The 17,151-nt window shown below is 36.5% G+C and carries 15 protein-coding genes; 9 read left to right on the top strand and 6 right to left on the bottom strand.

Features of this window, described 5'->3' with window-relative positions; genetic code table 11:
* The first annotated feature begins 40 nt into the window (after nt 1–40).
* The 7 genes from radC to pyrF all read left to right on the top strand — a co-directional run bounded on the left by radC (nt 41) and on the right by pyrF (nt 5,251).
* Nucleotides 41–742 carry a RadC family protein gene (radC, locus tag HGC4_RS04725; protein WP_050708976.1) on the top strand — a complete coding sequence of 234 codons (702 nt, stop codon included), beginning with the start codon at nt 41–43 and terminating at the stop codon, nt 740–742.
* Between the two features lie 116 nt (nt 743–858).
* Nucleotides 859–1,176 (top strand): metal-sulfur cluster assembly factor, encoded by a 318-nt coding sequence (locus HGC4_RS04720; RefSeq protein ID WP_050708975.1) that lies wholly within the window; start codon nt 859–861, stop codon nt 1,174–1,176.
* Between the two features lie 4 nt (nt 1,177–1,180).
* Entirely contained in the window at nt 1,181–2,002 is an 822-nt protein-coding gene (locus tag HGC4_RS04715) for a UDP-2,3-diacylglucosamine diphosphatase (protein ID WP_050708974.1), read from the top strand.
* 181 nt (nt 2,003–2,183) lie between these two features.
* On the top strand, nt 2,184–2,528 hold the full coding sequence (locus tag HGC4_RS04710; RefSeq protein WP_050709002.1) for a CidA/LrgA family protein: 345 nt from the start codon (nt 2,184–2,186) through the stop codon (nt 2,526–2,528).
* Nucleotides 2,525–3,217, top strand: a complete 693-nt coding sequence (locus HGC4_RS04705) for an LrgB family protein (RefSeq protein ID WP_050708973.1) — start codon at nt 2,525–2,527, stop codon at nt 3,215–3,217. The genes HGC4_RS04710 and HGC4_RS04705 overlap by 4 nt, the downstream gene beginning before the upstream one ends.
* Nucleotides 3,218–3,324: 107 nt before the next feature.
* Nucleotides 3,325–4,410, top strand: a complete 1,086-nt coding sequence (prfA, locus tag HGC4_RS04700; RefSeq protein WP_050708972.1) for a peptide chain release factor 1 — start codon at nt 3,325–3,327, stop codon at nt 4,408–4,410.
* Nucleotides 4,411–4,426: 16 nt separating this feature from the next.
* Complete coding sequence (gene pyrF / locus HGC4_RS04695; protein ID WP_050708971.1) at nt 4,427–5,251, top strand: orotidine-5'-phosphate decarboxylase; 825 nt, start codon at nt 4,427–4,429, stop codon at nt 5,249–5,251.
* 94 nt (nt 5,252–5,345) lie between these two features.
* On the opposite strand, the gene HGC4_RS04690 is transcribed toward pyrF, so the two are convergent.
* From HGC4_RS04690 to HGC4_RS04665, 6 genes are all read right to left on the bottom strand, one after another.
* On the bottom strand, nt 5,346–5,681 hold the full coding sequence (locus HGC4_RS04690; RefSeq protein WP_050709001.1) for a DUF2149 domain-containing protein: 336 nt from the start codon (nt 5,679–5,681) through the stop codon (nt 5,346–5,348).
* Nucleotides 5,682–5,686: 5 nt separating this feature from the next.
* Complete coding sequence (locus HGC4_RS04685) at nt 5,687–6,280, bottom strand: MotA/TolQ/ExbB proton channel family protein (RefSeq protein WP_050708970.1); 594 nt, start codon at nt 6,278–6,280, stop codon at nt 5,687–5,689.
* A 50-nt stretch (nt 6,281–6,330) separates the two neighbouring features.
* Complete coding sequence (locus HGC4_RS04680) at nt 6,331–7,032, bottom strand: hypothetical protein (protein WP_050708969.1); 702 nt, start codon at nt 7,030–7,032, stop codon at nt 6,331–6,333.
* 64 nt (nt 7,033–7,096) lie between these two features.
* Nucleotides 7,097–11,392 carry a cobaltochelatase subunit CobN gene (locus HGC4_RS04675; protein ID WP_050708968.1) on the bottom strand — a complete coding sequence of 1,432 codons (4,296 nt, stop codon included), beginning with the start codon at nt 11,390–11,392 and terminating at the stop codon, nt 7,097–7,099.
* 93 nt (nt 11,393–11,485) lie between these two features.
* On the bottom strand, nt 11,486–12,829 hold the full coding sequence (locus HGC4_RS04670) for an HmuY family protein (RefSeq protein WP_050708967.1): 1,344 nt from the start codon (nt 12,827–12,829) through the stop codon (nt 11,486–11,488).
* Between the two features lie 50 nt (nt 12,830–12,879).
* Nucleotides 12,880–15,162, bottom strand: a complete 2,283-nt coding sequence (locus HGC4_RS04665) for a TonB-dependent receptor (protein ID WP_050708966.1) — start codon at nt 15,160–15,162, stop codon at nt 12,880–12,882.
* Between the two features lie 399 nt (nt 15,163–15,561).
* Here HGC4_RS04665 and HGC4_RS04660 point away from each other — a divergent pair, with 399 nt between their 5' ends.
* Both HGC4_RS04660 and HGC4_RS18810 read left to right on the top strand, forming a co-directional pair.
* Nucleotides 15,562–16,629 (top strand): AOC03_06830 family ribosome hibernation factor, encoded by a 1,068-nt coding sequence (locus tag HGC4_RS04660; protein WP_050708965.1) that lies wholly within the window; start codon nt 15,562–15,564, stop codon nt 16,627–16,629.
* Between the two features lie 241 nt (nt 16,630–16,870).
* The gene (locus tag HGC4_RS18810; RefSeq protein WP_185099947.1) at nt 16,871–17,032 is read left to right on the top strand and encodes a hypothetical protein; all 162 of its coding nucleotides are present in this window, start codon (nt 16,871–16,873) and stop codon (nt 17,030–17,032) included.
* Nucleotides 17,033–17,151: the final 119 nt, after the last annotated feature.

Here is a 17,151-nt window from a genome sequence, read left to right as displayed (position 1 = left end):
GGGTAGTTTCCTGGACACGATTTTTTATCTTTATAAAATTATGGATCAATCGAAAGTAAAACTAACAATTACTGAGTGGGCAGAGGAAGATCGCCCTCGCGAAAAGTTACTACTAAAAGGTATTTCAGCATTGTCCGATGCCGAGTTACTCGCTATTTTAATTGGATCTGGCAATAAAAATGAAACTGCTGTAGAACTTTCGCAACGAATATTATTCTTTGTGAAGAACAATCTGAATTCATTAGGAAAGCTTAACATCAACGATTTGATCCAGAATTTCAATGGAATAGGCGAAGCCAAAGCTATAACTATAATTGCAGCATTAGAGCTTGGTAAAAGACGAAAACTTTCGGACTCTGAAAAGCAACAACGCATACTCTTGAGCAAAGATGTTTACAATATATTTCAACCTATTCTAGGAGATCTTAGGCATGAAGAAAGTTGGGTACTATTGATGAATAGCTCCAATAAAGTTCTTAAGAAAATATTAGCTAGTAAAGGAGGAATAACCGGGACAGTTATAGACATTCGACTTATTATTAAGGAGGCAATTGAGAACTTAGCAACCAATATTGTATTGGTACACAATCATCCTTCGGGAAGTACTAAACCTAGCGATGAAGATAATATTGTTACAAAGAAATTAAAAGATGCTTGTAACTTACTAGATATCTACCTCATGGATCATGTAATTATCTGTGACGATGACTATTATAGCTATCGGGATAACATGCTCTTATAGCATATATAGTCGATTTACTATATGCTCATTGAATTTCTTTATCAGTAATAATACAAACCAAACTATTTATTCCTTAATTTTGTCAGCTAAAATTACTCACAACAAAAATTTCAAACATGGAAAATAATATATTAAAATTGGAAGAAGATATCGTACGCATGCTTAAAACGGTATATGATCCTGAAATTCCTGTAAACATTTATGATCTTGGTCTTATCTATAAAGTAGATGTTGATGAAGAACAAAATGTTACAATAACAATGACATTGACTGCACCAAACTGTCCTGCTGCAGATTTTATATTGGAAGATGTACGCCTTAAGCTAGAATCTATACCTGCTGCAAAGAATGTAATTGTAAATCTTACTTTTGAACCAGAATGGAATAAAGATATGCTAAGCGAAGAAGCTAAATTAGAGTTGGGATTTCTATAAGAATATGGCTGAAAAGAATAAAATATATTTCCTTTCGGATGTACATCTAGGCTCAGCTTCTCATAATAAAGTTATAGACAATAGTAGTACTCTGAGCCTTCCTAATAGAGTAAAGAAGCAATCAAATGATAATTGCCCGAATCACGACATAGAGAGAAAACTTTGCCGATGGTTCGATATGGTAAAGAAAGATGCTAAAACGATCTATCTTTTAGGTGACATATTCGATTTTTGGTTTGAATATAAATACGTTGTACCCAGAGGATTTACCAGAGTCTTAGGAAAAATAGGTGAATTGACTGATGCAGGTATCGAAGTGCACTTCTTTATAGGTAATCACGACGTTTGGGTTACCGATTATTTGCAGAAAGAATGTGGGATGATAGTACATCTCGAACCATTGGTACAAGATATATACAACAAAAAATTCTTTCTGGCTCATGGAGATGGATTAGGTGACGATTCTAAATCATTTAAGCTTATACGTTGGGCATTTCATAATAAACTATGTCAGAAAGCCTTTGCCTGCTTACACCCTCGCTGGGCAATGGCAATAGCTCACACATGGTCTAACCATAGTAGAGCTACAGGTGGAGAAATACCTTATCTCGGAGAAGATAAAGAGCATCTTGTTTTATTTGCAAAGAAGCAATTAAAAGAGACTCCGAATATTAATTTTTTCATATTTGGACATCGACATATTATGCTTGATTTAATGTTATCACCAACAGCACGAATCTCTATTTTAGGAGATTGGATCAGTTTCTTTTCTTATGCAGTTTTTGATGGCGAAAACTTTTCATTAGAAGTGTTTGAAGATATATAACTAATAACGAAATATTCTCTTTAGAGCCTGCGATCATTAAATGATCGCAGGCTCTTTTTATAAAATCATTTTTGATACAGATAAGGACACTTTATCTTGAAATTTATACTAATAAAAAGGTTGGTCTGACTAATTTATTCTACCTTTGCAGAGTTAATATTTAGGTATAAGTAATATGAAAATGGTTAAAGGAATTTTCATCATTCTCTTGTTTTATTTTATAGGAGAATGTGTGAGTTACCTTATTAAAGGATTCATTCCCGGAAGTATAATAGGAATGATGTTATTATTTTTGGCTCTCTATCTCAAGGTTATAAATCCTGACAGTGTCGATTCTACAGCAAATGCCATCACTAAGAATATGGCTATTTTCTTTATCCCTTCCGGAGCCGGATTGATGACCTCTTTTGGGGTATTAAGTAAGTTTTGGGCATCTATTATTATAACTTGCTCCATTAGTACTATTTTAGTTATCGCTGTAGTTGGTATTGTACAACAGCAAATGGAAAAAGGAAGATCAAAATGAAATTATTAATAGAAAGTCCTGAGTTTATTCTTGTTCTTATCTTTGGTAGCTATTTATTTGGTCAATGGGTTTTCAAAAAAACGAGATTAGCAATTCTTCACCCACTAATTATATCAATAGCAATCATTATTCTATTTTTGAATGTCACAAAAATGGATTACGATACATTTCAGCGAGGAGGTCAATTCGTTAGTTTCTTACTGGGACCGTCAGTTGTTGCTTTAGGATACATCCTTTATCAGCAAATGTCGTATCTGAAAGGAAACGTAGTATCAATACTCACATCCATCTTTGTTGGTAGTGTAACCGGAATTGTTAGCGTTATCCTTCTTGCTAAAATAACAGGAGCGGATGATGCTCTGATTATGACCCTCGAACCCAAATCAGTAACAACAGCCATAGCTATGAATATTTCAGCACAATCAGGAGGTATCCCTTCTCTTACAGCTGTAATCGTTCTATTTTGTGGTATATTCGGAGGTATAATAGGACCGTTTGTTCTTCGAATTCTAGGAATAAAGAGTAGCATTGCCAAAGGATTAGCAATGGGAGCATCAGCACATAGTGTCGGTACCGTTAAAGCCATGGAAATGGGAGTTATAGAAGGTGCTATAAGTGGACTAGCTATCGGGCTAATGGGAGTAATGACTGCTCTGCTGATACCTTTCATTCATCAAATTATCTCATAAAGCATTAATAAACATTATATAACTAATCGAATTTCAGAGAAGTATAAAAAGCCTCCCGAAATAAAGTGCTTTTTCTTATCTTTGCACCTGCAAATTAAAAACTGAACATGAGTCAACATTCATTACTAGATAAATTAGATGCTTTAGTTATACGTTTCGAGGAAATCGGTAAATTAATTACCGACCCAAATGTTATATCCGATATGAAACGTTATGTAAAGTTGAATAAAGAATATCGTGACCTTGAAAAAATTGCTAATGCGAGAAAAGAATACATACAAGTACTAACTAGCATTTCAGAAGCTAGAAACATACTTGATAAAGAATCAGATAGCGAGCTTAGAGAAATGGCAAAAGAAGAGCTAGAGCTAAGCAATACCAGACTACCTATATTAGAAGAAGAGATCAAAATATTATTAGTTCCTGCTGACCCACAAGATAATAAAGACGCAATAGTTGAAATTCGTGGAGGTACGGGAGGAGACGAAGCTGCTATTTTTGCAGGAGACCTTTACAGAATGTATCAAAAATACTGCGAGAATAAAGGATGGAAAACCGAAGTAACCAGTTGTACTGAGGGTACTTCAGGTGGTTTTAAAGAAATAATATTTACAGTTTCGGGCGAAGGTGTATATGGTATTCTCAAGTATGAATCAGGTGTACATCGTGTACAACGTGTTCCTGCAACAGAAACACAAGGTCGTGTACATACCTCAGCCTCAACAGTTGCAGTATTACCCGAAGCAGAAGAATTTGATGTCGAAATAAAAGAATCAGACATACGTGTAGATACTTTTTGTGCCTCAGGAAATGGAGGGCAATCAGTAAATACAACCTATTCGGCAGTACGAATGGTACACATTCCAACAGGAGTAACAGTACAATGTCAGGATGAAAAATCTCAACTAAAAAACAGAGCTAAAGCATTAGTTGAGTTACGTTCTCGTATCTATAATATGGAATACCAAAAATATATGGATGAGGTAGCTTCCAAAAGAAAAACAATGGTTTCTACTGGTGACCGTTCTGCTAAAATCAGAACCTATAACTATCCACAAGGTCGTGTTACAGATCATAGAATAAACTTAACACTATATAATCTTTCTGCAATTATGGATGGTGATATCCAACAGATCATAGATCAACTTATAATTGCTGAGAATGCGGAGCGATTAAAAGAAAGCGAATTATAAAAACAGACAAATACTCATGACAAAACAAGAACTTTTCGAAAATATAAAGAGAAAGCAATCTTTTCTTTGTGTAGGACTTGACACTGACTTAAAAAAGATACCCGATCACTTACTTGAAGAAGAAGATCCAATATATGCTTTTAATAAAGCAATCGTAGATGCAACTGCTCGTTATTGTGTAGCATACAAACCCAATACAGCTTTTTATGAAAGTCTTGGCACAAAAGGACTTTGGGCATTAGAAAAAACAATTGAATATATCCGCACTAAATATCCCGATCAATTTATTATTCTGGATGCTAAACGTGGAGACATTGGTAATACATCTGAGATGTATGCTAAATCGGCTTTCGAACATCTCAAAGCGACTGCTATAACTGTTGCTCCTTATATGGGTGAAGATAGTGTAAGCCCTTTTTTAAACTATCCTAAAAAATGGGTAATACTTCTTGCTCTAACATCTAATAAAGGATCACAAGATTTTCAATTAGTAGAAGATGCTAATGGAGAAAAGCTTTTTGAAAAGGTTTTAAAAAAATCTCAGGAATGGGGTACCGACGAGCAATTAATGTACGTAGTAGGTGCAACTCAAGGTTCGATGTTTGCTGATATACGTAAATATGCTCCTAATCACTTTTTACTTGTTCCGGGAGTAGGTGCACAAGGCGGTTCTTTAGAAGAAGTGGTAAGGTATGGGATGAATAAAGAGTGCGGTTTATTAGTAAACTCATCTCGTGCCATTATTTATGCTGACAATAGCGAGAGTTTTGCTAGTGCAGCATCTATAGAAGCAAAGAAAGTGCAAACAGAAATGGCTAAGTACCTACAAGATATTATATAATAAAAGCATTTATACTTTTATTTCTATATATCAAAAAAGGAGAACAATATTGTTCTCCTTTTTTGATTCTATCTGAATCTTATCATAATGCTGATTATTCAGGCACATAAATGATCTCTCCATTCTCCAATTCATAGGCAATACCTACCTTTTTACCTTTAGAGCCCGAACTCTGTTCTTCCGAAGGTGTATATTTATTAATCTTATTACCCTCTTTGGTAATAATTTCCATATTATCTTTTCCCGGATTTTTTACAATCGTATAATCTTCCTGAGTAAAAACTTCAGTCATATTCATGTGCATCACCATAGCTACCATAAGAGCTACAGCAAATACCATCGCCACATCGAAAAGGTTTACGATCACACTCAACGGATCGGTGTCCTCTTCTTTCGAAAACTTATTGGTTCTTCTTTGACGTTTTCTCATAATCATTAAGCCTTTTCGGTTAGTATTCTCGATACATAATCCAAATTGTTCACATCTTTGGCATACCATCGTTGCTTAAACTGCAAAGTTACCAAACCTACAGCACTTACTACAAGACCTACCACGGTAGTAGCAAATACCACCTGCATATTATAAGCCATACCTGCAATATCGCCTGTTGACAATCCTACCAATGCTGGACTCATGGCAATTAGTGTACCGATCAATCCAAGTACAGGCCCCATCTTTGCCAAGAGTTTCGAAAGTGAAGTATCTTTTTCGGCTTCGTTCTCGAAACTCGAAATCAAATAATCCGAATACGCTTCACTGGGAGGTGTTGTAAGTAAATCACGCAAATATTTTATATATAACGAATTGTCTTTCTCGGGTAATGCAGCTTTTAAGTCTTCGATATTTGAAGAAGATAAATTCTTGATCTTATCGTCCATCTCTTTGTCAACCTTCCGTTTAGTCATAAACTGATTGTAGAAACTACCAATCAATAATAATGAACGGGCAAAAAGGCATAACAAAAGAATAATATCGGGAATTAACAAACTATTGGCTACCCAAAAGAGGACTTTAGAAATTGCTTCCATTTAAAGTATTTTTATTTTGTTGATTTATATGATTAAGGTCGCTGACCTTTTTATTGTTTTTGTTTATTATCTTTTTTCTGCCTAATAATCCACTTGATTTTATTCCAGAAAAATCCAAAAACAAACGTTATTACAAATAATCCGATGGACGAAAACAGGGCTACAAAATTGATTGGTTCTTCGGATGCTGCATAGGTTACATTACCATTGACGGTAGTCAATAAACCAAGTATGCAAACAAATAGACTTACCAGAAAATGTACCTCAAGACGTAATTCTTTCTCGGGCACAAGATATCGGATTCCATAACTGAATAAAGGGAATGCAACCACTACAATAGCTGCCAAAACATAAGCAATGGTAGCAAAATCGGTTCCCGTCATACTAAATATGGTTTGAGTAAGCAGATAGAACAAAACAGGAAAAATAAGTAAACTGGGATAACAATATAAAGGGCGAACCCATCGCTTTACTGTTTTACCGAATATTTCCCGAAGTGCTGCAAAGCAAAAAGCAAAGCAGATGGCCGACTCTATGGTTACCAATACTGCCGCATCCTGCAAAGCTTTTGTATTTTGAAGATAGTCGTTGATCTGTGTTTTTGATTGTTGAATGGCATACTGATACGTTCCAATAATAAATACAGCACACACCAATCCAAACAAAGCAGCCTGCCAAGGCTTCCAGAAGCTCAGTTTCAGTATGCAGTTTATAACAATAAACAGCATCAATATCTGAATGATTAGTTCCATATTATAGATTTAGAAAGAGTGGAAGCCTTATCCACAATAGTAAGGCTCCCTACCCTTCTGTTATTTATTTACTACTTTTTCTTTTCTTTTTCAGAACGATCAGAAGTATAACAAATACAACAAGTACCACACCTACGATTATAATACCGTTAAGTGAATTCTTCTCGCCTTTCTCAACTTGTCCTGCTACCTGATCTTTCTTAAGAACCATACCGTTTTTAGCAGCATCCGACGAAGCATTGGCAGTTTTCATATTCTGCAATTGCTGATTGTAAACCTTAGCATCGTCAGCCGAAACTTTTTTCGATATAAAGTCCTGTAGCTTACCATTACTACCAGAGAAGCCTGAACCTGTAGAACCAAATTCTTTTACCAAATCGGTATGCAGTTTAGCTACATCATTCAATTGCTGATCGGTAGCTTTCCACATTCCTTTACGGGCAGTTTCCATCATTACAGCAGTAATTTCCTGTAAAGCGGCAGGATTTTCTTTCTTGAAAAATTCCTGTGTACCCAGATTCATTTTGTCTTTTACATATACGTCATAAATCTGATCCCACATTTCGTTGTCAATTACGTTGGGTTTCATCACATTCCATCCGTAAGTATTAGTTACCACTTCAGTTATTTGGGATGCACTCGACGAACCGCCTTTCATTACCTCTTTTACGTATTCGGGATTGAAAATGGTCGAACGAGCCTCAACTCCGATAGCTTCTTTCAAGTCCTGCATCTTCACATTGTTGCGATTACGGTAATCGGCAAAATAAGCATCAGGATCTTTTCCGGTCACATCACGAACGGCAAGATTCATACCTCCCATAAATTCGTACACGTGATCTAAGCTCAATGCTCCCCAAGTATTATTCTGACGAGGCTGTACAATGACATCTGTATTGTGGAGTACGGCACGAAGCAAGCCGGCTTTGAATTCGCCCCACTCTTTTTCACCACCATACACAGCACCCATATTATTGATATAAGTATCGGCAATTTCTTTTTCAGTTTCCCATTTATCGCCACTCGTTACCATACCTTGAATACCTGTTCCGTACATTCCGTTGATACCACCGAATACACGTTGTGTAGACATGGCACGTGCATCTTTGGGAGAAATACCTTGTTCTACCAACTGACGTTCTATTTCAACCGTGCTTTTGCTAACCAAGTTATCATACCTATCGTTTTTAGCAGATGCCGCCATTTCTACGGCACGTGTAATTAACGACAAACGAGACGCTGCCAAATCACGGAACTGACCCGAAGTTTGCACCACGACATCAATACGTGGACGTCCTAAAGTTTCGGTAGGAATCAATTGCAAATCGGAAACACGTCCGAAAGCATCACGCACAGGCTCAACACCCAGCATATAAAGTGCTTGTGCGATGGTAGCACCTTCGCTTTCGATAAATTCACTACTCCAGAAAGTATAACTTACCTTGCGTGGATAATCGCCATGCTCCTTTTTATACTGATCGAGCGTGGCATTTACAAGTCCTACTCCTTTATCCCAAGCCACTTCCGTAGGAGTAGCCTCGGCATTTATAGCATACAAGTTTCTACCTGTTGGCACGGCATTGGGGTTGGCAACAGCATCACCACCCGACGAAGGGGCAATATATCCACCTGCAAAAGCATTAAGAATCGCTTTCATCTCCAATTCGGGGCTTTGTTCCAAGCCTGTTTTATAGGCAGTAATATTATTTATAGTACGTTCAATCTCAGAAATTGCACGGGCACGGTCTTTTTGCTCCTTCGTATATTCGGGAGCTTTGGGTTTATCTTTTCCACCCATAGATGCCGTAGCAGGTTTACTTTGTTTAGTAGTATCGGCATTTTGAGGATGCGATGGTTTATCAGCACCCATATTAGCAGGCTTAACTCCATCTTTCGGCATCGAACCGGGATGCCCTCCGCTCGGTTTTGCATCTGTTGGTTTGCCTCCCATAGCTGCAGGTTTTTGAGTCGAAGAAGAGGATGAAGAACCTCCTCCCATCATTCCACGTTTAGGAGGATTCAAGATGGTTTTAGCTTCCGTCAAATCATTTTCGGTAAGCCCTGCCACACTGCAAATAAGTGCATTGTTTACAGCCTTTCCTCCTAATATTTGTCTTACCAAAGTTTTAGCAGGCTCTAAATAATGTTGAGTAAAGAAGGCTTTGTTTTTCAATTGCACTTCGGTTACCTTACCTCTCTGTCTGTCAAGGGCTGCCAAACTATAAGCAATAGGATCGGCACTCATAGCCATTACCGAAGAAAGAATTTTTTCAGGACTATAAGGCACACCCGTAGTATATAGATGACCGTTCATTTTCTCATTCGAGATTTCTTCGGCAAAATTCTCTATCTTCTCAATATCCTCGGTTGAATAGGGTTTAGTCAATACACTATCTAAACGAAGATCACGGTGCAAGCCCATCTCTACAGCAATCTTTTTCACAGTCAACGAAGCCTGAGGCTGTCTCGCTTCATCCGTTTTATAGTAGTCACGTATCTTTTCTTGTAAAGTTTTGAATTGCGAACGGGTGTTGCTTTCCATAAAAGCAGGAGTCAGATAAGAGATAGTTGTAGCATACGAACGGCGTTTCGCCATCATACTTTCGCCCACATTACCAATGGTATAGTAATAGAAATGAGGAATAGTTCCCACCAAGCGATCAGGCCAGTCGTTACTACTCAAAGCTACCTGTTTTTGAGGTGTAAACTCTAAACTGCCATGTGTACCGAAGTGCAGCATAGCATCAGCCTTAAACTCATACTGAGACCACAAATATGCTCCGATATAAGTGTGAGGGGGAGGCGATTTTGCTCCGTGAACAATAGCAAATACATCACCACCCAAACCAGCCATTGGCTGTGGTAGTAAAGCAATGTTTCCCAATTGAATACGAGCAACCGCCAGATACGATTTGTTATCCTTTTGTACACTCATATATGCTCCGGGAGCTTCGCCGTATGTATTTACAACTTCGGCATACAGTTCTTTAGATAATGATTGATTGATCCACGATTCATATTGAGATTTTTCGATCAAAGCAGGTTTACCATTAGTTAGATAATTATCGAAAGCTCCTTCTGCATAAGGACTCAATACCTCACCTTGTGTCATCAACAGTTTCTCAAATTCTTTTTCGGTTGTGGGCAAATTATCTACTTTATACCCTTCGGTTTTCAATCGTAACAATACATTGTAAAGCGATGGTACAGTTTCCAATCCCTGAGCGGTAAGGGTCTCCTGCCCTGCCCCTTTGAAGAAGTAAATTGATATTTTCTTATCGGCATTACTCTTATGCTTCAACGATATAAAATTGCTTACAATCTGTGTAAAACTTTTCAATCTGTCGGGAATAGCTTTAAATACATATACTCCATCTTTGTCTATTTCCTGTGCATTAATCACATACGGATAGATAGCCCCATCCAGTTCGGGCATTACTACACTTTGCGACATGAAACCTCCGAACATTCCCATCGGATCATTCATCCACTCGTCTTTAGTTTGTAAAATGCTTAATGGTGAGAAAATTGGAATATTTTTTTCTTTCAACCATTCCACGGCAGCATCAGCTTGCCCCATAGCCAATCGACCATGTGCAAAGTAAATAACTGCATCGGGATTTATTTCTTTCAGAAAATCTAATCGTTTCATTCCCGATGATACAGGATAAATGTTTGTTCCTGCATTCTGAAACGAAACAATCATACTATCAATATTATCTCTGTTACCACTGAATGGGTCATTCAGACCTCCTACAACAGCTACTTTTGGAGCACCTTCTTTAAAGATGTTCAGTTTTTTAAGATAAGCTTCGTATTCGGCAACAGTATTGAAAGATACGTTCTCATCTAAATGATACAGTACATCATCTGCTGTTTCCACTAAAGAATCTGGAGGTGTTACAAAAAACTTCTTCTTATCTATATCCTGGCGAATGTATCTCGCCAAACTTTGATAATTCTTTTTGTTTCCATTACCAATATAGGCTGAAACTTGTTCTTTCTGAATACTATCGAGATTACAGATCGAATTCTCGGGATTAGTAGCTGCATAAATATATACGGGAACACCTTTGTCGGCAGCAGCCTGTATTTGAGCACGCTGCTCGGCAGTAGCTTTCATTCCCATACCAAAGCCAAGCACAAAGTCATAATCTCCTAACTTGTCTAATTCTTCGAGAGAGATATCTTCGTACTTGATAAAGTTATCAGTATTCGACTTTATAAAACTGGTAGACTGGAATTGCTGAAAATTGACTAAGGCGATCTTTGTCGTCGAAGCCAATTTAGCCCAAGCCATGCATCCTGCTGCAATAACTAATATCGCGGCAAGTATAATAATGATTTTCGTTTTATTCATATGAGCTTTTAACAGATACAGATTGACAAACTGAAATCATATCAGTTTGCCAATCGTGTAGTTCTTTTTTATTATTATTTATGGTTATGTGCTTTATTTTACCAAAGCATACTCAACAACAGGATAGCCTCTCTCGCCGCCATCGCCGCCACTCATCGATACAAATCGTACTTTGTAAACGTTATTGGCTGCATCTTTTACAACATAAAAGCGGTCGGTTTTTACTGCAGGCAAAGCATTAGGGCCTCCACCCGATCTCCATTTGCTACCTATTACATCAATAGCGCTCGAAAATTCAGTAGATGCTACATTGCTTACTCCATATTTATCATAAGCTACTGTTGATACCAACACTTCGGCAGCCTGAACGCCACCTTTACCATTGATGTATACAAAATCAGAGAAAATATAAGGCAGTGTACCTGTTTTATACGTAGCACGAGTCCATTCTATATCCCATTTTGCTTTTTCGGGTTGTACCGATACTACTTTATCGGCAGTAATCGAAGCATATACAAAATTATAAGCTGAGTTTTTAGCAACATCCAACGATTTCACTGTAGCTTCGTTACTCTTTGCATATTGAATTGTATAAGTATCGGCATCTTTCTTTGAAACTTTTACTTTATACAATGGTGTTTGTGACTCGCCAAGACTAACGATATATACTTTTCCTTCTTTGATAACCGATTTAGACAAATCGCCCAAAACATCATCAACAATATCAAAGTTGCCTTCACCACCACCAATTAGTAATTTTGCTACATAAGCAGCTGAATCTGCAGCTGAAATTTTTGCATCTAACGATTGGTTTGTTGCTTCAATTGCAGTACTTGCCGTTGTATTATTAAGGATAACACCAAAATCGTTACCTGTAGCAAAACCAAAGTTCCACGATTTACGAGCAGCCGAAATTTGTTCGTTTCCGCTAAAGTCAACAAATACAGAGTTTACGGCACTAGCTCCGCCTTCTCCACCTTCGAGCTTCAGACTCGATCCTGTAGAAATAATTGCTCCGAAAGTTAACTTCAATGATCTTTTACTTCCTAAAGCAATACCTGTACTAGCGGTAGTGATTTCGAAATCGATGGTTTCATCTCCATCAAACAAAGTGGCTACTTTTTTCACTTCCACTGTTGCAGAAGTCTCTCCCGCAGGAATAGTTACAGCCAACGTATTATTCTCGGCTATTGGGGTTGTAGTATAGCCACTACCATAGCTAACACCTTTTGGAGTTACTGTAAGAGATATAGTAACAGCAGTATTTGCTTTTCTATCTATATTTATGGTAAAAGATTTAGATGTCTCTGTTTCACTGATACCTAATTCGGATGCAGAAAAATTAACAGAATTGTCAGGAAGAGGTGCATCATCATCGCTACAAGAAGTAGCAAATAATCCCACCAACAAGAAACTAAAATAAAGTATTTTTTTCATTTCGCTTATTTATTGATTATTGTTATTAAAATTAAGATCTAAGACCTTTTTTATTGTTGAAAATTATAAGTTAATCCTACAAAATATGAACGTCCGCAAGCCAATTGGCTCGAACCTGTTCCTCCACTATGTGCACCGCCCGAACTTGTATTACGTATAGTAGTTATGTCAAACAAGTTTCTCACTCCACCAGAAGCCATCAAGCCCTTCACTATTTTACGAGTCACTGTAATATCTGCCCAGTTATAACTGTCAAGTCCAAGCAGACTCATTTTTTTATCACTATCAACCTTGTATTCTTTACGCTGTCCTGTGAATTTATAGAATACATTAAATGTTGCGACTTTAGCCCAATCGTAAGTCAGATTAAGTGCTACTTCGGGGGAGTATCTAAATTTATCCATCTCTTCGTCTTGGTACACTTCACTTTCATAGAAGCTATTATAGCGACCTAAATACGAGACATTTAATGAAGCTCTGAGAGATTTCCAATACAAGTTGTTTTCTAGTGTCAAACCTAGCGTTCTGAACTTGTCTATATTGTAATATGTATTAGCACCTACTTCAGTCAAAGATTCCACTAAGGAAATACGGTCTCTGAAATCATTATAGAAACCAGTCAAGGTAGTTGTAAGCCTTATATTTCCATCGTGTAAGGAACGCCACGCCACAGAGGCCATATAACTGTTAGAATATTCGGCTTTAAGATCTGGATTACCATCAATATGATGATTCGAATCGTGGAATGTATAGTACAACTCTTGCAAAGTTGGGGATCTAAACCCACGTGCATAAGACAGACGCAAGTCTATATCACCTGTCACTCTAGCTTTTAAATTTAGAGCAGGAACCGCCCACGGAGCATCATAGGCTGAGTTGAAAGAAGAACGAACTCCAGGTCTAATACTTAACCAGTTAACCGGAGTATATTCCGCAGAAAGAAAAAGAGCCGTATTGTTAATACGATGAGATCCGTCAATTCGGTCTCCCGTACCCTCATCCGATTGAAACTCAACACCAGGCTGTAAGACCAATTGATTAGAAACTTTCCAAACACCCATTACACGCCCAAACCATGCATTGAAATTAGTTTCATCCTGTGCTCCTGCTTCCAAAGACAATTCTTTTTTTCCAGTATTAAGATCAATCATTGTAGTACGAGTACGTCGGGTATAATCCTGAAAAGAAGCCGCTGCTGAAAGACTAAAACTATTGCTTGCTTTCCATTCTCCTTGCAATTGGTGTGTATATCTGTTTACAATAAACTCTTTGTCTGAAGCCTTATTGGTTACAGGATTTATATCAGCCTCTGTCAATAAGTTCTCATTCAGGTAATCAAGTCTGTAAGCAATATTATAGTTTTGCTTTGCATATCCTAACTGCCCACCTACCAAATATTGTTCTTTGGGTTGCCATTGTTTTTTACGTCCAGTAGAATCGCCTTGCCATCCACCAAAATCATTTCGGGTAAAGCTTCCACCTGCATATAAACCATTATCTAAAGTATATTGGGCATTCACACTCTGATTGTGGTTACCTTCGCCAGTCAAAAAATTATACTCACGCCCTACACTTTCTTCTTGTACTCTAGCTCCTACGGCTAAACGTTTATTGTCTTCAAGCTTTCCGTTTTTCGTTATCACATTTATAACACCAGCCAAAGCATCTGTTCCGTAAATAACGGACATCGGTCCTTCTATAATTTCGATACGATCAACCGTATTTATATCTATCTGACTAAGACTTTGTTTTGCCGCAAGTCTGTCTATGACGGGAATACCATCTATAAGTACTTTTACATTATTTCCACTCATTCCCATTAGCTCGAAATCAGTTTCACCTAAAGCCATATCGTTCGACAAACGAATACCTATTTCAGTATTTAAAATGCCTTGTATGTTGGTAGCTGCTCGCTGCTCTATTTGCTGACTATTGATAACTCGAACTTTGTAAATTGAATTTCGGAGAGATTGTGGTGTAAATTGTCCCGTTACAACAACTTCGTTCAACTGATTTTTATTTTCAATAATAGATATATCAGGAAAATAATTTGGTGTACCTGCTTTAACCGTTATCGGAAATTCTTTTCGGTGAGCAAATATCGAATATACTACCATTGTGTAATCTCCTTCGGGAGCTTCGATCTTAAACTTCCCTTCAGCGTTAGTAATATCTCCATAGCTTGTATTTTTGAGAACTACCGAGATAAATTCCGAAGGGTAACCATCTGTTGTTTTTACTATTCCTGTTATGCTCTCTTTTGCTATTTTTTGGGCAAAAGAATCTACTGTGAGTACCAATAAGGCAATCACAAGGCATACATGCTTTAACATATATTTTAATTATTTATAATTGTAAATACTCAAGATACACCCAATAATCGATTAGATATAAGGCACATAAAAGAAACAAAAGACAACCCAACGATTAATCTAAGTTTCTAAAAAGATTATACTATGTCAACAAGTGCTAATTCTTCACTGACAAAAGTAGGTTCTCTAAAAAAGTTACACAATACCTAGAAGTAGTGAGATTTTTGGATTTCGTTAATAACTTATAGCGATTTTATCGACTTTTTATTAAAGAGGAGACAATCAATCTTATGAATTAAAAAATATAAGTAAATCGTTAAACTTATTCAAAGTTGAATATGTTTAATTAAAATAACTCGAAAACGGCAAATCATACTTAACCAATATAAAATAGTTTACAAATAATTTAATCAAAACTTTATGAATAATATTTTAAAAGAGATTAAAGACCTACGAGGTAAAATTTGCGTAAGTATAATTTTAAATACACACAACACGCATCCCGATAACGAAAAAGATGCTATTTTATTAAGTAATCTACAGAAAGAAGCTAACGAACGACTTTCTAAGGAGACTGACAAAAAATTAGCAAATAAAATTATCGAGCAATTAGATGAATTAGTAAAAAAAATAGACCATCGGTACAATACAGAAAGCTTAGTATTATTTGTAAATGAAGATATTGCAAAATATACTCGTTTGTCTATCGCTGTTAATGATCGAGTTATTATCGATGAATCTTTTGCTACAAGAGATTTAATTAGATCACAACATACGCAACAGGCCTATTATACTTTAGTATTAGGACAAGACCGTGCCAGATTAATTGAAGCAGCAAACGGAAGAGTTATAGAAGAATTAGGAAGACCATTCCCAATCTTCAATTATAGCTTATTTACGACAAATGCCATAGCAGGGTCTAACGCAACCAGAGTTGGTAATTATCAAAAAGAATTTTTCAGCAGAGTAGACAAAGCTGTATGGGCAATATGGAGAGAGAATCCATTACCCATAGTTATTTCTGCAGACGAAAAGTCAGCAGCTTATTTTAAAACAGTTTCGGAACATAACGACATCATTATAGGAACTCACAACGATAGTTTTGGTAAATCAGCTCAACATATCGTAGATGCAAATTGGTATATTGTAGAAGAATATGCACATAAAAATAATGAGAAACGATTATTGGAACTCAAAGAAGCTCTAAACACTGGCAAATTTTTAGTAGATATAAACGACATATGGAATGCAATAGAACAGGGTAAAGGAAAAACTTTATTCGTTCAAAATGGTTATTATCAACCTGCAGAAATCATAGATGATAAAATTAGTTTAGTAGATATAGAAAAAGCTTCGAAACCGGGTGTAATTGATGATATTATTGACGAAATGGTAGAAATAAATGCCGCTTTTGGAGGAGATACAGTATTTATTTCAGATGGTGGACTAGAAAAATTTAAAGGATTAGCACTTACCACCAGATATTAATATTTGTAGTACAACTTGTACATAATTAAGAGAATACGCAGGATTCAGGTTTAAGCTTGAGTCCTGTTTTTATTATAGATCAAATTTATTCCTTGAAAAATATTATATCATTTAGAATATTACATTTTGGTTCTGCAAGCCATATTTCAGAATCCTAACCATTTAAAATTCATTTTGATAGAACATAAATGCTACATCATATGTTAAGTAATTATATACGAACAATTAAATCTATCAAATCATGAAACAAAATGAAATAATTAAATCTCCTGAAGATTTTAAAGGTTACGAAGAAGCTCGTAAGAATAAAGGTAATCAAGCTCCAGAACCAGTTAGCAACAAAGAAGTCAAAGCTGCCGTTAATAGAATAAATCCTGATGGTAATACTCAGGAAAGAGGATAATTAAAAAATACTTTCGACTCATGGATTTAGTTATCAAATACATTTATGTATGTATAAAAATAATTCATAAAACTTTATCCTAGAGTCAGTTGTTTATAATATGTGTTTTTCATAGTATT

Origin of the sequence: Dysgonomonas sp. HGC4 (genome assembly GCF_001261715.1) — a bacterium.
Lineage (GTDB): Bacteria > Bacteroidota > Bacteroidia > Bacteroidales > Dysgonomonadaceae > Dysgonomonas_A.
The sequence above is the reverse complement of the archived record's forward strand: the minus strand, read 5'-3'. Positions and strand labels throughout refer to the sequence as shown.

Excerpts from the sequence above, each read along its gene's own strand:
- radC (WP_050708976.1), top strand. The coding sequence starts at position 41 with ATGGATCAATCGAAAGTAAAACTAACAATTACTGAGTGGGCAGAGGAA.
- HGC4_RS04720 (WP_050708975.1), top strand. The coding sequence starts at position 859 with ATGGAAAATAATATATTAAAATTGGAAGAAGATATCGTACGCATGCTT.
- HGC4_RS04715 (WP_050708974.1), top strand. The coding sequence starts at position 1,181 with ATGGCTGAAAAGAATAAAATATATTTCCTTTCGGATGTACATCTAGGC.
- HGC4_RS04710 (WP_050709002.1), top strand. The coding sequence starts at position 2,184 with ATGGTTAAAGGAATTTTCATCATTCTCTTGTTTTATTTTATAGGAGAA.
- HGC4_RS04705 (WP_050708973.1), top strand. The coding sequence starts at position 2,525 with ATGAAATTATTAATAGAAAGTCCTGAGTTTATTCTTGTTCTTATCTTT.
- prfA (WP_050708972.1), top strand. The coding sequence starts at position 3,325 with ATGAGTCAACATTCATTACTAGATAAATTAGATGCTTTAGTTATACGT.
- pyrF (WP_050708971.1), top strand. The coding sequence starts at position 4,427 with ATGACAAAACAAGAACTTTTCGAAAATATAAAGAGAAAGCAATCTTTT.
- HGC4_RS04690 (WP_050709001.1), bottom strand. The coding sequence starts at position 5,681 with ATGAGAAAACGTCAAAGAAGAACCAATAAGTTTTCGAAAGAAGAGGAC.
- HGC4_RS04685 (WP_050708970.1), bottom strand. The coding sequence starts at position 6,280 with ATGGAAGCAATTTCTAAAGTCCTCTTTTGGGTAGCCAATAGTTTGTTA.
- HGC4_RS04680 (WP_050708969.1), bottom strand. The coding sequence starts at position 7,032 with ATGGAACTAATCATTCAGATATTGATGCTGTTTATTGTTATAAACTGC.
- HGC4_RS04675 (WP_050708968.1), bottom strand. The coding sequence starts at position 11,392 with ATGAATAAAACGAAAATCATTATTATACTTGCCGCGATATTAGTTATT.
- HGC4_RS04670 (WP_050708967.1), bottom strand. The coding sequence starts at position 12,829 with ATGAAAAAAATACTTTATTTTAGTTTCTTGTTGGTGGGATTATTTGCT.
- HGC4_RS04665 (WP_050708966.1), bottom strand. The coding sequence starts at position 15,162 with ATGTTAAAGCATGTATGCCTTGTGATTGCCTTATTGGTACTCACAGTA.
- HGC4_RS04660 (WP_050708965.1), top strand. The coding sequence starts at position 15,562 with ATGAATAATATTTTAAAAGAGATTAAAGACCTACGAGGTAAAATTTGC.
- HGC4_RS18810 (WP_185099947.1), top strand. The coding sequence starts at position 16,871 with ATGAAACAAAATGAAATAATTAAATCTCCTGAAGATTTTAAAGGTTAC.